This window comes from Fervidobacterium pennivorans DSM 9078 (assembly GCF_000235405.2).
Taxonomy (GTDB): Bacteria; Thermotogota; Thermotogae; order Thermotogales; family Fervidobacteriaceae; genus Fervidobacterium; species Fervidobacterium pennivorans.
Genome location: NC_017095.1, coordinates 2,128,199 through 2,142,256, shown reverse-complemented (window position 1 = coordinate 2,142,256; position 14,058 = coordinate 2,128,199). Strand labels below are relative to the sequence as shown.

Annotated in this window: 15 protein-coding genes; all 15 read right to left on the bottom strand. The window is 38.9% G+C overall.

Features of this window, described 5'->3' with window-relative positions; genetic code table 11:
- Window positions 1-18 precede the first annotated feature (18 nt).
- Window positions 19-1,503: a 3D domain-containing protein gene (locus tag FERPE_RS10800; RefSeq protein WP_014452517.1), complete on the bottom strand. Its 1,485-nt coding sequence runs from the start codon at window positions 1,501-1,503 to the stop codon at window positions 19-21.
- Window positions 1,473-2,156, bottom strand: a complete 684-nt coding sequence (locus tag FERPE_RS10040; RefSeq protein ID WP_425357273.1) for a DUF2225 domain-containing protein — start codon at window positions 2,154-2,156, stop codon at window positions 1,473-1,475. Before FERPE_RS10040 ends, FERPE_RS10800 begins: the two co-directional genes overlap by 31 nt.
- A complete protein-coding gene (gene ftsY, locus FERPE_RS10035) occupies window positions 2,122-3,042 on the bottom strand; it encodes a signal recognition particle-docking protein FtsY (RefSeq protein ID WP_014452515.1) in 921 nt (306 codons plus the stop codon). The genes FERPE_RS10040 and ftsY overlap by 35 nt, the downstream gene beginning before the upstream one ends.
- Window positions 3,043-3,079: 37 nt before the next feature.
- Complete coding sequence (locus FERPE_RS10030) at window positions 3,080-3,934, bottom strand: class I SAM-dependent methyltransferase (RefSeq protein WP_014452514.1); 855 nt, start codon at window positions 3,932-3,934, stop codon at window positions 3,080-3,082.
- Window positions 3,912-4,184, bottom strand: a complete 273-nt coding sequence (locus tag FERPE_RS10025; RefSeq protein WP_014452513.1) for a hypothetical protein — start codon at window positions 4,182-4,184, stop codon at window positions 3,912-3,914. Before FERPE_RS10025 ends, FERPE_RS10030 begins: the two co-directional genes overlap by 23 nt.
- 51 nt (window positions 4,185-4,235) lie before the next feature.
- The gene (locus FERPE_RS10020; RefSeq protein WP_014452512.1) at window positions 4,236-4,988 is read right to left on the bottom strand and encodes a hypothetical protein; all 753 of its coding nucleotides are present in this window, start codon (window positions 4,986-4,988) and stop codon (window positions 4,236-4,238) included.
- A gap of 33 nt (window positions 4,989-5,021) precedes the next feature.
- Complete coding sequence (locus FERPE_RS10015; protein WP_014452511.1) at window positions 5,022-5,297, bottom strand: trigger factor; 276 nt, start codon at window positions 5,295-5,297, stop codon at window positions 5,022-5,024.
- Window positions 5,298-5,302: 5 nt separating this feature from the next.
- Entirely contained in the window at window positions 5,303-6,115 is an 813-nt protein-coding gene (minD, locus tag FERPE_RS10010; protein WP_014452510.1) for a septum site-determining protein MinD, read from the bottom strand.
- 40 nt (window positions 6,116-6,155) lie between these two features.
- The gene (gene prfB / locus FERPE_RS10005; protein WP_014452509.1) at window positions 6,156-7,265 is read right to left on the bottom strand and encodes a peptide chain release factor 2; all 1,110 of its coding nucleotides are present in this window, start codon (window positions 7,263-7,265) and stop codon (window positions 6,156-6,158) included.
- A 32-nt stretch (window positions 7,266-7,297) separates the two neighbouring features.
- Window positions 7,298-8,281 (bottom strand): T9SS type B sorting domain-containing protein, encoded by a 984-nt coding sequence (locus FERPE_RS10000; protein ID WP_014452508.1) that lies wholly within the window; start codon window positions 8,279-8,281, stop codon window positions 7,298-7,300.
- Window positions 8,282-8,306: 25 nt separating this feature from the next.
- A complete protein-coding gene (locus FERPE_RS09995) occupies window positions 8,307-8,600 on the bottom strand; it encodes an EscU/YscU/HrcU family type III secretion system export apparatus switch protein (protein ID WP_014452507.1) in 294 nt (97 codons plus the stop codon).
- A complete protein-coding gene (locus tag FERPE_RS09990) occupies window positions 8,584-9,288 on the bottom strand; it encodes a hypothetical protein (protein WP_014452506.1) in 705 nt (234 codons plus the stop codon). Before FERPE_RS09990 ends, FERPE_RS09995 begins: the two co-directional genes overlap by 17 nt.
- A gap of 3 nt (window positions 9,289-9,291) precedes the next feature.
- Window positions 9,292-12,081, bottom strand: a complete 2,790-nt coding sequence (mfd, locus tag FERPE_RS09985; protein ID WP_014452505.1) for a transcription-repair coupling factor — start codon at window positions 12,079-12,081, stop codon at window positions 9,292-9,294.
- A 71-nt stretch (window positions 12,082-12,152) separates the two neighbouring features.
- Complete coding sequence (locus tag FERPE_RS09980) at window positions 12,153-13,424, bottom strand: nucleotidyltransferase (protein WP_014452504.1); 1,272 nt, start codon at window positions 13,422-13,424, stop codon at window positions 12,153-12,155.
- A gap of 5 nt (window positions 13,425-13,429) precedes the next feature.
- Entirely contained in the window at window positions 13,430-13,975 is a 546-nt protein-coding gene (locus tag FERPE_RS09975; protein WP_014452503.1) for a hypothetical protein, read from the bottom strand.
- Window positions 13,976-14,058 lie beyond the last annotated feature (83 nt).

The following is a 14,058-nucleotide window of genomic DNA, read 5'->3' as shown; positions in this document are numbered from 1 at the left end:
AATATATATCCGCTTCTCTCAGTTATTCACATCTGGTTTGATTATATAAACAGGATGTGGAGTAACTCCATTGTTAAGTGCAAGTCTCACATCACTCACATAAACATCTATTCTGTTACCTTTTATCGCACTACCCGTATCTTCAGCGATAAAAACCACATTAGCCAAAGTCGGGATATAAACAAGCGAGCCAAGTGGAATTACTGAAGGGTCAACCGCTATCGTTAAGAACTGCCGGGGCACTCTTCCATTCCGTGCTATCCTAAATGTAGGATGTGTTGGAACTTTGCCGTCATCCCACTCGGAATAAAAAGTTACAGTAAATATACCTTTGTATTCCGTGAACAATCTTAGAGGATCCCTTGGTTCACCTTCTATATAAAGCTCAAAATGAAAGACATCGATACACTGCCCAATGGGTTTGTCAACTGTGACAAAAGCGCCTGGTTTAAGTGAAGTGTTAACTCCTCCATATACTGCCAATATCATATTTCCGTGGTCTATTGTTACTGTGTTATTGTCAGCGCTCAAGACTTTGCCTGGTAGAATAGGGTATATGTCCTTACCTTTCGCGTAGATATCTATACCTACGGTCTTGCCACCATTTCTTTCCTGACCATGGTATGAGAGTATATCCGTAGGTTGTATTTTTACAGGAACACGCACATAGTTTTTTGGATCATCAACAGGAACCTTAATCAACTGACCAACAGAAAGTTTTGATGGATCTTTTATGTTGTTTACACTTGCAAGCGTATTCAGGTCTACTTTGTAAGCAGTGGCAATTGATGAAAGTGTGTCACCGGATTTTACAATATAGTAGATGTAGCCTGTGTTTAATTTCAGAAATGTTGTCGGATCACTGTTCCAAATAGCTGTTTTTAACTCGTTTATTTGTTGTTGTAACTGCTTTAAAAATTCAATATCACTCTGACTTATTTTCTGGGGCATATTCTGTTGAATGTTTCTGATCTGAGCACTAAGTGAATCTACGCTTTTTTGCAGGTTTTCAATTTGTTTCAACTGGTTCTCAAAACTGGCAACTTTTCCCTGAAATGTGCTAATACTCTTGTCCATAGCGGCTATTTTTTTCGATAAATCATTTACGGCACTCGCGTTATTGGCGTTCGATAATTCGACTTTTTCTACTCTTTTTGAAAGTTGTCCCAAAGCTTGTTGAATATCTTCAACAGTAGTGACTTTCTTTTGCAGTTCTGCAACCGAGTCTTCAAGTTTAGCAACAGAATTCCTAACTTGAGACAACTGTGCTTGAATCTGTTGAATTTGTTGCGCTTGGGAATCGACGACATTCTGCGATGTTCTCGATTTTTCGAGTTTCTCAACCCTTTCCTCGATGATCTTAACCTGTAAAGATAATTCCAAATAATTCCCCACGGGCATACACGAATAGGTTAAAAGTAGTAGGGCAGGTAAAAACAAGAATATAGCAACGTATCTTCGTATGCCTACTATTATCTCGTTTCTTCCCTTATACTCTGCCATCTGTCTCTCCCTGCCTTGACATAAAAAGAGTTTACGTTTCTATAGTCTGTAACAAGCCTTGAGAACCACTTTGTTGCATCTTCAATTTTTCCAAGCTTATACGATATCTCACCCAGGTAGAATAGTACCATAGGTTCTTTTTCGGTATCAAGATTTGCTTTTGTGTAGCACTCTTCAAAATACACCAAAGCTCTTGCAAGTGCTTTTAATTCATTTTCTTTGTCAGACATTTCCCGATAGAGCCATGCCATTCTTAGATACATCTCTGCTACTCGGCAAGGCTGCTTTTTAGCGTTATAAAACAAGGTTGCAAGGGCATAAGCAAATATGGCAGTTTTGTGGTCACGCTCTTGTGAAAATGATATACCTTCTGGTATATTGATTTCATTTTGGACCTTTCTTACTTCCTCCATGTAAATAGGAGATACTTGATGTTCAAAATCCTGTTCCAATGCTGTATAAAAACATTGAGAACAAACAACTACGGAATACAAAAGAGGATTAACACCCTCATAGTTTGGCTTCATATCTTCGTCGTAACTTTTTATTATTATTTTGTCTGTGAATACTTTTTTTGAGACTGTGATATTAGAACAAATAGGACACTTATACTTCTTATCATACATTTGCAGGGGTTGATTCACTAATCTCATCTCCTGCCAACAGTGCTTCCACGAAATCTTTGGCATCAAATGGCTTCAAATCCTCAATTCCTTCACCTACACCTATGAATTTAATCGGTATTCCAAGTTCCTTTGCTATTGCTATCGCAATTCCACCTTTTGCTGTTCCATCAAGTTTTGTGAGCACGATACCCGTGACACTGACTACTTCTTTAAATATTTTCGCTTGTTGTAATCCATTTTGCCCAGTTACAGCATCCATAACCAAAAGCACTTCATGTGGTGCCGCTGGAACAAGCTTTTGAACCACTCTGTGAACTTTTTGGAGTTCGTCCATAAGGTGCTTTTTGTTGTGTAATCTACCCGCCGTATCAAGAATAACCACATCTTTTCCCTTAGAAATTGCATGGTTAACAGCATCGTAAGCTACAGCACCGGCATCGGCACCTTCCATATGTGCGATAAACGTTGCTCCACTTCTTTCTGCCCAAATCTTCAGTTGGTCTATAGCAGCTGCCCTGAATGTATCACACGCACCGAGTACAACTTGTTTACCTTCTCTTCTGAACATATACGCCAATTTACCACACGTTGTTGTCTTTCCTGAGCCATTTACTCCAACCATACTTATCACAAAGGGCTTTTCATCAGGAATATTGAGTTTGTTGTCCTTTGAAAGGATCTCTATCAGAATTTCCTTTAAAGCCCCAAAAGCATCTTCTGGTTTCATCTCTTCGAGCCTTTCAAGGATATATTCGGTAGCTTCCACTCCTACGTCTGCAAGAATCAAAAGCTCTTCAATTTCATCACGTGTCTCTCTGTCAAATCTTCTTGTCTTTAGTATCTGGCCTATCTTATTAAAAAATGCCTCTCTACTTTTTTTAAGTCCTTCTTTTAGTTTGTCAAAAAATCCCATGAATACGTAACCTCCTCACTTTTTTAAAGCTTTTGTTTTATCTGTCCAAATCAATACATGCATATACCAATCCACTTCGCTTGCTGGTGATTACCCTATCAAACTTGACTGAAAGTCTTTCCAATAAACTATCTTTCACAAGTGTTTTGATAACTATCCTTTTTCTTGCAATTCTCATCATCTCTTCAACAGTTGATGTATCTATCGTGTCGTAACTTGCTAATGGTCTAAGCGGATTGAGAGCTGAACTTTCATACACAGGGTTTTCAAACATCGGGTCACAGTAAACTATATCGAAGGACTTATCAGGTTGCCTTTTCATAAAGCTTTTCATATCTTCGTTGAATAACACTATCTTTTTTATCGCCACGTTTATCCATTCTTCTTTTGATTGATACTTAGTAAGCCCATACGAAACTACCCTATAAATATGAACTGACACTTCTGTTCCAACAACTTGTTTAACAAAATGTGCCATAAACACTGCATCCATTCCTAATCCAAACGTTGCATCGTAGATGATATCTTCCGATGATGGCTTTAATGCTTCCAAAAGTAGGTCTCTTCCATCCCTTTTGTAATTTTCCATCCGTATCTTCGCCATTCCTGGGTGGAAAAACAACCTACCAGTTGGTGTAACTACTGAAAGCTGGAGATTGTTGTCAACAACATAGTAAATTTTTACTTTCCCTTCCTTTACTCTTTCAGACAAATGCCTCCGGTTGTAATAAGGGATACAAAAATCTTGCGAAAGTTTCTTTGCCAACTCTACAGCCTCTTTTGATGGGTTATGAGACGTAGTGATTACTACACTATATTCTTCGCCTTTAGTTTGGTTTCGTTCCCAATTCGATATATTTGTTGAATTTTCATTGACCATTCTCTGTTTCACCAACCTCCTTGTTGTTAGTGGTATCAGTTGCTTCTACCAGCTGTTTCAATTTTTGTAAGGTTGTCTCCTTATCCACGATTTGTTGCTTTTCAATTTCGTAAGCACGCTTTAGTTCTTGGAGTTCTTTAGATATCACCATATACCGCAAAAGACTAGTTAAAAAATACGCTAGGAAAATGATGAATATAATAATGAAAAGCACAAGCAGTATGTTATCTTCTCTCTTTTCTTTCTTGCTTTTTACTTTCAAATGCAAACACCTCGGAAGAAACGTATTGAAAAAATTTACACACTCAGATATTTACATGGAGCTCGTTCCAGTTAAATCTATGACTTCAGTGTCCTTATCAGAAACCAAAGGTGCATTTCTCGTCTGCTCTATACCTTGTTCCAGAGCCCTGAATGTGTAAGTCTTACCCCTTTCAGCAACGAAAAAAGCCTTGAATGTTTCAGAAATATCTTCTGTGAACATCTTGTAATTTCTCCCTGAGTTAACATCATAAACTTCTACAAATTCACGAGACTTTGTGCGAATTTCAAAGATGTAACCGTTAACCTTTTTCAAAAACTTAACTTCAGAACTCTCACCGGTGAAATCGTAAATTACGTAAAATTCATTGGCTCCTCTTATGTCGTAACTTTTGTTTGGAAAGATTATTGCAACGGTAGTAGCAGGTAACGTTGTATCTAACATTGTATCTGTAGAAAAAGATATCGTTAATTTGGATGAAAAATCCAAATTTTCTTTTGACGTTGTAGGTATATCATACTTACCGAGCGTACCACCAAAAATATACAGAGGCAATTCTGAGATTTTGAAAGGATTTTCAAGCGTTATCGTTGCTTCATGTTCAATCGATGATATAACCAAACTGCTAGCAGAGTCTATATCCTGTAGCATCCTCAAAACTTTTTCTGGAAGCCCTCTAACATAAAAATAAAACGTATAGGTCTGCTTACCTGTCCCTGACAGAAAACTGCTGAGCAGATAAGCACAGCTAGATAAGATAAGTATCATGGTAACTATTACAAAAACCAATACCGCCCTTTTCAAGTCGTTTCGCCTCACTTATTGCGAACTTTTGACCTATTTGAAATTAACATTCGTTACGATGACAATATATCCATTCTGCTCGTGATAATCCACTTTTACTTTCTCCGGTGGTATGTTGAACTTCCTTGAAATCGTTTCAATAACGGCATATTTAATCTCTTCGGAGTTCGCTTCGAACTCTTCCACGGGTATCATCTTAACAATCTCTCTTCTTCTTGTGAGCATCGTTTCAAGTCTTTCTGCCGCTTCTTCTTTCGGTGATTTTGTATTTTTGTGCTTTTTCTTTCTGAATATATCGATAATCCACATCACAATCACCTCTTCTTAAAAACAGAGAATAATGAAGCTAAGAACCCCTTAGAGGCACCTTTAAGGTCTTCCTCTATAGGCACCTCTTCCCCCTTGATTCTCTTAACGATATTTTCAAAGCTTCTGCCTACAACAACACCATCTTCAAGAACAACTGGTATACCTTTGTTTGTTGCTATGATGACTTCTTCAGAGTCAGGTATTACACCTATTATCCTCATTGCTAAAGCCTTTTCAACATCGGTTTTATCGAGCATCTCACCACGTTTAGCCATGTGAGGTTTAAATTTGTTTAGAACGATGTACATCTTGTCTTCAGAAAATCCATAGTTTTCAAGCAATCCTATAACTCTGTCTGCATCCGAAATTGCTGGTAGCTCTGGCGTGGTAACAATAAATGCTGCCTCGGCTGGTGCAACAGAATTCCTGAAACCTCGCTCTATACCGGCCGGTGAATCGATGAGTATGAAATCAAAATCGTCGTACAACTCTTGAACTATTCGCTTCATGTCTTCTGGTGACATCATCTCTTTTGTAGCAACTTGAGAAGCCGCAAGCAAGTATAGGTTTTTCAATTGTTTGTGTTTAACAAGCGCTTCTTTGGCTGAGACAGTTCCATTTACAACATCAAAAGATGTGTAAATGATTCTATTTTCCAATCCCAAGACTACATCCAAGTTCTTTAAACCTATGTCAGCATCGATCAAGCACACTCTCTCTCCCATCTTGGCTAGTGTACAGCCAAGATTTGCGGTGAAGGTTGTTTTACCCACACCACCTTTCCCTGATGTAACAACAAACACCTTAGGTCTGTTCACATGCCCCACCCCTTTGGTCTTATTGAGAGAAAAAAATACACTATTCGTTCAAACCCAATTTTGCGTAGTAAACCAACTCGGCTTCTATAAACATATCTATATCTCCATCCATCACTGCTTCAATGTTTCCTGTTTCTACATCTGTTCTATGATCTTTTACCATAGTGTATGGATGGAAGACGTAGGATCTAATTTGGTTACCCCAGCTAATGTCTTTCAATTCGCCCTGAATTTGTTCTATCTGCTTTCTTCTCTTTTCAAGCTCAAGTTGGTACAACCTTGCTTTCAACATTTTCATCGCAGTTTCCCTGTTTTGGAGCTGTGATCTCTCCGTTTGACACGTTACAACAATGCCTGTTGGTAAGTGTGTAATTCTTACAGCAGATTCCGTTTTGTTTACATACTGTCCGCCAGCACCACTCGCCCTGTACGTGTCTATCCTCAAATCTTCTGGCTTAATCTCGATGTCAATATCATCTTCTATTTCTGGAAGCACATTAACTGAAGCAAACGATGTGTGTCTTCTTTTGTTAGCATCAAACGGTGAAATTCTCACAAGCCTATGTACCCCACGCTCGTACTTCAAATATCCGTATGCGAAATCACCTTTAATGTATATCGTTGCGCTCTTTATTCCTGCTTCCTCACCTTCTTGATAATCAACTATCTCGACATCGTAGCCTTTCCTTTCAGCCCAGCGCATATACATTCTCAACAGCATAGAAGCCCAGTCTTGAGACTCAGTTCCACCAGCACCCGGGTGAATAGAAAGATACGCATTCGAAGCATCGAACTTCCCGTTGAGAATCATCTCAAGTTCGAATTCCCTTATCTTTTTGGCAACTTCTTCTATCATCTCTTCTAAGTGTTCCTGCATCGAAGGGTCTTCTTCTGAAAGTTCTATACCGACTTCTATGTCTTCGAAAAGTACTTTGATACGCTCCATATCTTCGATTATCTTCCTTGTCCTTTGTATCTCTCTATTAACTTGTTGTGCCCTTTTTTGGTCATTCCAGAAATCAGGTTTTAAGCTCTCTTCTTCAAGTTCTTTGAGTTTCGTCTTTTTATCCTCGGGGTGGAAAACCTCAATAATATCGTCAAACTTTTTCTTAAGTTCTTCGATTCGTTGTTTTTGTTCGTACGTTATCACACCTACACACCTCTCCTTGCAAATTTTATTTCTTATTGTTTTCCAGTCAATATGAGGTAAGTAACAAGTCCCGTCATAAGAAGTAGTACCGTTATTGTGATTTCCTTTGCATATGTATAGACAGAATTATCTATGATCGTTCTTGCCTCTTTTTGGATTGTTGTCAAGCCATCTGATAACAAAACCTTAACGGTATAAACACCGTCTGGATAACCTTTTCCGTCCCATTTTAGTTGTGTTGTCCCAGCATTAATTCTTAAAGGCTTTTCATACACAATTATACCAGAACTATCCATAATTTGAATACTACCGCTTGCTGGTCTTGATGAGTATATTTTGATTATACATTCATCATCGGTCCAATCACCATTCGGTGAGAATTTCTCAGACACGATAAGTTCCAAATTAAACGGGACAGGGCTAAATTTCAACCAAACAGGACTCTCTTTTCCATATTGCACATTAACACTTTGCTTTATATCTTCAAATCCAGGCGAAGAAAAGACCAATTCTTGAAATCCAACGGGTGCCAAAACTTTTTCCCCATCTTTTCTCACAACACCATATAGCAAACCCTTGGGAGAATATACAGAAACAGGGTAGACATTTGAAAAAATCGTAACATCACCCAAGCGTGTTGAAGGCACGTAGACTATCTTAGGTTGTTTCTCGACATAGAACACTATCTTGTCAAACGAAACATACTTGTTCGAGCTAACAATCCAAACTGAATGATAACCCTCCGCATCAAATTTTACGACAATCCTTCCAAAACCATCCGTATTTCCTGCATATTTTCCATCGATATATACAGCAGCAAATGGTTCATCTGTGTAGAGTAAAACCGAATAATCAGGTAAATCGTTGAGCGAAATATTAGGCACATTTCCTATACCGATGATTATTTGAAATGAAAATTCGGAAAACGCAGAAACTGAGATTAATGTTGTCAGTATTACAAACATCACAACTCCAAGCATCACAACATTAACAGGAGTTTTACCTGTAATCCTCATGCTTGCGCACCTCCTTATAATTACTTCACTTGTTCAAACCGAGCTGAATAAATGCAAGTACCTCTGCTACAGCAACGTAGAGTTTCGTTGGTATGGGCTCCAATAAGTCAAGTTTGAAAAGCTCTTTGACCAATTCTTCTGATTTCACTATCGGCACGTTATTCTCCGTCGCTTTCTTTATTATCATTTCCGCCAAATGGCATTTACCCTTCGCCACAACAAATGGGACATAGTCCTCTTCCGGTTTGTATCTCAAAGCAACAGCCAACTTCCGTGTGCAATCTTCATCGTATCTTCCCTTATCATACATACGTTCCATCCCGCATCGCCTCAAGTTTTATAGACACAACATTGAAATTGTTCCTCAGACGTTTTTCTAACTCCGTCACGTTTTCAGGAATCTTCTCAAAGTAAAGTGTCACACTTGAGCTCAATGAATTTTGCTGGGTTACTCCGTAGATACGGTTATCTTTCAGAAAAACTTCGAAGGTCCCAGTCTCTCTGTCAAGAAATACTATCCCCTCGTTAATAATCAGACCGTATTTACCAGACAAAATGTTCAGATAATTCAAAAAATTCTCTAATTCTTGACGGTCACTATCACTTTCCTTCTTTTCCATGCTTTGTTGTGCCGCATCCGCGGTTTGCAGTTTCCTTAGAGCTCTTTTTAGCCTTTGGAGGATTGATCTATCTATTTCTCTCCGTTTAGAAATCTCTTCTAAAAATAGTGCGATGGCAACAATGAGTCGCTCTTTGGACGAAAAATCAAGCCCTTCGACCAACTCTTCAGCAACCTGGACAAATCTAACACTAGGCAATTCCCGAAAGTTGTAAGGTTTTTTTGCTAAAACCTTCGCTACATAGTCGCCAACGCCAAAATCTTTCAATTCAATTTTTGCACCTTCTTTAGGTGCTTTCTTCCCACTTTTGATTATGTACTCACCATCGGATGTTTTGACCTTTACATATTTCCCATAAGACTCCACAACAAGCCCAAAAATCTTCACACCCTATACAACCACCTTTGATTGTTCTATCAATTCATCTATATTAACAAAGAACAAGTAAACATTCTCTTTCTCGTTGTATATGTAATTTGTGGATATCTCTTCGAAGGAGCCGTTTTTGAATTTAACCACAAGTCCGACGTCCGATATCGTAGCCTTTACAACGTTCTTTTTCCATAAGATTATCCGCAAGAGTGCATATTTTAAAAGGTTCTCAACACTCTCAGGCATCTTACCAAACCTATCAACAAGTTCCTCATGGATATCTTGTATCTCCTGTTCACTCGTTGCCGAAGCAATTCTTCTGTAAAACCGCATGCGTTCGAATGGATCGTATATGTAAGATTCCGGTATTACGATACTTCCAGGGATGCCTTCGAGTTCTGTATCGATTTTACTTTGGACTTGTCCCGTGTACTCCATGACCGCTTCGTTCAACAAGTCAAGGTAGTATTTAAGTCCAAGGTCATTGACAAACCCATGCTGTTCAACACCGAAGATAGCACCTACGCCTCTTATCTCCATATCCTTCATCGCTATCTTCATACCACTTCCGGGACCTTGGTACGATTTTATTGCATAAAGTCTTTCTAAAACCTTATCACTGACGTTCCTTGTATGGAAAAAGTAAGCAAAGGCTATCTTGTCACTTCTCCCTACCCTACCACGTAGTTGATACAACTGAGCAAGTCCATATCTGTGTGCGTCGTCTACAATAAGTGTGTTTGCATCAGGAACATCTACTCCGTTCTCAACTATCGTCGTGCAAAGTAGCACATCCGCATGCTTGTGATAAAACGCATCTATGGCTTTTTTCATTTCGCTCTTTGATTGCTGACCATGTGCGATAACGATATCCACTTCAGGAACTAACTCCTTTAACCTTTCGTAAACTCCGTATATCGAATTAACACGGTTATGAACGTAAATAACCTGGCCTCCTCGTCCTATCTCTCTCAGTATTGCAAGTCTTATTATCCTTTCGTCAAATGGACCAATATGGACCTGTATTTCTTTTCTCCCAAGTGGTGGTGTCTTTATTTCAGACAAATCTTTCAAATTAGATAAAGCCATATGCAACGTCCTTGGGATAGGTGTTGCGCTCATAGAGAGCACATTGACGTTTACACGTAATTTTTTGAATTTCTCTTTTTGCTCAACACCAAACTTTTGCTCCTCATCGATAACAACCAAACCAAGATCTGCAAATTTCACATCACGAAGCACACTGTGTGTTCCCACAAGCAAATCAATTTTTCCTGATTTAACACCTTCCAAAATCTCCTCACGTTCCTTTTTTGTCGAAAACCTGTTCAAGAGCGCTACATTGATACCAAATGGCTTGAACCTTGATACGAGATTATCGTAATGTTGCTTTGCCAAAATCGTTGTCGGTGCAAGAAGAACTGCTTGTTTACCTGAGACAATCGTTCTAAATATCGCGCGGATAGCTACTTCTGTCTTACCATAACCAGCATCTCCAACAAGTAACCTATCCATCGGCTTTTCACTTGCAAGGTCTTCGAGCACTTCATTTATCGCATTTATCTGGTCTGGTGTTTCAACAAATGGGAACGTCTTTGCAAATTCTTCCTCCAACTCCGCATCTCCAGGTAACGAAAGCCCTTTGATATTGCTCCGCGCATGGTATATCAACACAAGGTCCCGAACAAGTTGCTCTATGTTTTTCTTTGCTTTCTCCACTTTGCGCGACCACGTTCCCTTTTTGAGTGAGTCAAGCTTTACATTTACTTCATCCCCGATATATTTCTCTACCAAGTCTATCCTTTCGATAGGCACGTATAAAACAGCATCGGCAAAATTCAACACTAAAAATTCTCGCTGAGCACCGTTCACCTCTACTTTTTTGATTTCGCTGAACCGGGCAATTCCGTACTTTTTGTGGACAACTATATCCCCTATTTGCAATTCTTCTTCTGAAATTATAGGCTCGGAAGGTACGTGTTCTTCCTCCTGAACTTTCTTTACAACAAAGTGCGCTTTTTCTGAAGGTAACTCCTTAACTTTCGATAGAATCGTCTCGTAGTCTAATATTCCGAAGTGTTTGTAATCCCTCAGTCTATCGTCTTGTCCCATGTCCTCCATAGACTTTCGCAGTTCTCGTTCAAAGCGGATGAAATGCTCGAGAACGCCCCTTTTGTCTTTTATATAAAGTTCTACTCCGTAATCAAGTATCGTTCCATTCACGAACTTACCAGTGAACTGGTTCTCTATAGGCTCTAATAATACTTCGTCACTTGATTTTAAATATTCTTCTTTAAGTATAAATTCGCGTGCAGGAAGCAAAAGTACACTTTGTAAACTTTCCTCACTACGTTGAGTCTTTAAATTAAACTTTCGTATATCCTCGATGACGTTCCCAAATAACTCAATTCTAACCGGCACACCGTCCGGTCCTAAATAGTCAATAATCTCTCCCCTTATAGAAAACGTCCCACCTTCACGGACGTTGAAGACTCTTTCATACCCAAGTTTTGTAAAAAGTTTTTCCGGTTCAGAAAGCCTATCTCCCAATTTGAGAAGATACGTATTCTCTTTCAGCGTTTCTGGAAGCATCACGTTATGGAGAATAGAACGCAGCGTGCAGACTCCTTTTAATTTTCCTTGCGCCGCAAGATGGAGTGCAAATATTCGGCGAGCTCTCACATACCAAGATGGGCTTAGATTTTCGTAAGGAAGCACATCATAATCTGGTATGTAATAATAACCCTCTATCTCGCAGTCTTTTTCTGTTGGAACAATGATAATTTCATTCATCGCTTTATTAAACAAACACCTCCATTTAAATACTTACACGTTTCATCGGGTCAAATCTTTCTGTTTATTCAAACTATCCATACTATTCACACCATTATCGGTTGTTGTTCGAAATCCATACCCGCTGAACGAACTGACTTATCAGGGTAAAGGAATGTGTATATATCGCTGGCAAGGATGTCCTTTTCAAACTGCCACAAGTACAATTCACGGTCTACTTGCCATTCTCGTTTTCCCTCATTTCTTTGCTTTTCCACATCTTCTAAGACTTGTTTGTAAAGTGATGCCGTGGCAATTAAAGGTATTTCTGATTTTTTCTTTATCTCCTTGAGCAATTCTCTTCCTTTGTTGTTAAATCCCAAAATTCTCAAATATTGTGGCCCCAATACGTTTGATTTTTCCATCTGTTCTTTTTCTAAACCGAATAACACATGCAAGATAGCACGTCTAATTCTTGAATACGTGAACCTTTTGGCTTTTACTAATTCTACAAACTGTTGCAAATCACCAGTTTGTCTTGCTGATTCCCAAAATCTTAAGTCAAGCCCCTCGTTGAAGCTGTATATCTTCTCAAAATCTTCCCTTCTCATCTTTCTAAACATAGCGATCACAAACTCCAAATATTCCCAAAAGATAGGTCCTCTGCCTTTGTTAAATTCTTCTTTTAGTATTTCATACGTCGTAGGAGGAATAGCATCCTTTGTTGCCTCAAACTGCCCTGCCTTAATGACTTTTCTAATAGCCGTTGCTGAAGACAACTTTCCTCTGAACTCTGGATCATTATCATCTGCACCTATTCTGTTTATGACATGTGGTTCTATTGAACTGTTGAATTTCATCAAGGCTTTCACGTATTCAATTCCGAGGATATCGTTGGATTTGGAAAGTTTCGCCACTTCCTCGCTCAGAACGCCCATCAGAGCGTATTTTCGTGCGTTCGGATAAGAATATCCCATCTTCAGCTGCTTTTTGAACTCCGCTTGAAACTCAGGCGTTTGATTGACAAGCATATGGGCAACTTTTTTTAAAAAGTTGATATCACCACTTTCACTTCCAAAAACAATATCTGTCACAACCCCTGTCTTGTGTAGCACACCAATGGAACCTAACGCAAATCCTCCAGCATCTTGAATGGCGTAAACCGTTGGAAGTTCTAAAACAAGGTCTATACCGTTTAGTAAGGCTATCTTGGCACGTGCGTATTTATTTACAATTGCGGGCTCGCCACGTTGACAGAAATTGCCACTCATTACAGCTACCACGTAATCAGGATTGACAAGCTTTATCGATTCTCTCAAATGGTGTAAGTGACCATAGTGAAACGGGTTATACTCTACAACAATTCCAAGTACTTTCATATTCCTTACTCCTCGAACTCTCTTCTCATTATCGTGTATATCAAAACAAAGAGTATTAAATTATAAGCAAAATAAACAGCACCCAAATACATCATTTCAACGGTATTCCCATGTTCGCCAAGCAAATCCAACCCTATCCACGTCGGTCCATCAAACGCCAGTTTGTACACCTGTACGCCTAACGCAATGCCGGAAGCTATAAATGAGAGGATTATAAACAAAGAGGAATTTCCATCGACAGCTTTTGAATAAGGATACACTGCCAACAAAAACCCACTTAACGTTATCATTGCTAACGTGAAAAGTAAAAACCTCGAACCTAAAAACGTGAACCCTGTGAGGTTTGATACAATTGGCGAAACGTACATAACAGCAAAATAAACAGCTGTGGATATAAATCCAAAGACGAATGTTATAAACCCCACAAGGATTGTTAAGTAAAACTCCCATTTCGGTAATTTCCATTGTTCTTTTCCGAAAACACGTGCACCTCCAGAATATTTTGACTGACGTTCTTTTTGGACATTCGCGCTGAAATTCTCTTGGCTCATCTTTATGACCTCCTTTTAACTTACACTCATTTCGTTTTAAATTATACCAGATTTTTACAATTAGGTCTATTTAAACAAACATA

Coding starts and splice junctions, on each gene's coding strand:
- FERPE_RS10800 (WP_014452517.1), bottom strand. CDS start 1,503: ATGGCAGAGTATAAGGGAAGAAACGAGATAATAGTAGGCATACGAAGA.
- FERPE_RS10040 (WP_425357273.1), bottom strand. CDS start 2,156: ATGAGATTAGTGAATCAACCCCTGCAAATGTATGATAAGAAGTATAAG.
- ftsY (WP_014452515.1), bottom strand. CDS start 3,042: ATGGGATTTTTTGACAAACTAAAAGAAGGACTTAAAAAAAGTAGAGAG.
- FERPE_RS10015 (WP_014452511.1), bottom strand. CDS start 5,297: ATGTGGATTATCGATATATTCAGAAAGAAAAAGCACAAAAATACAAAA.
- FERPE_RS10000 (WP_014452508.1), bottom strand. CDS start 8,281: ATGAGGATTACAGGTAAAACTCCTGTTAATGTTGTGATGCTTGGAGTT.
- FERPE_RS09995 (WP_014452507.1), bottom strand. CDS start 8,600: ATGGAACGTATGTATGATAAGGGAAGATACGATGAAGATTGCACACGG.
- FERPE_RS09980 (WP_014452504.1), bottom strand. CDS start 13,424: ATGAAAGTACTTGGAATTGTTGTAGAGTATAACCCGTTTCACTATGGT.
- FERPE_RS09975 (WP_014452503.1), bottom strand. CDS start 13,975: ATGAGCCAAGAGAATTTCAGCGCGAATGTCCAAAAAGAACGTCAGTCA.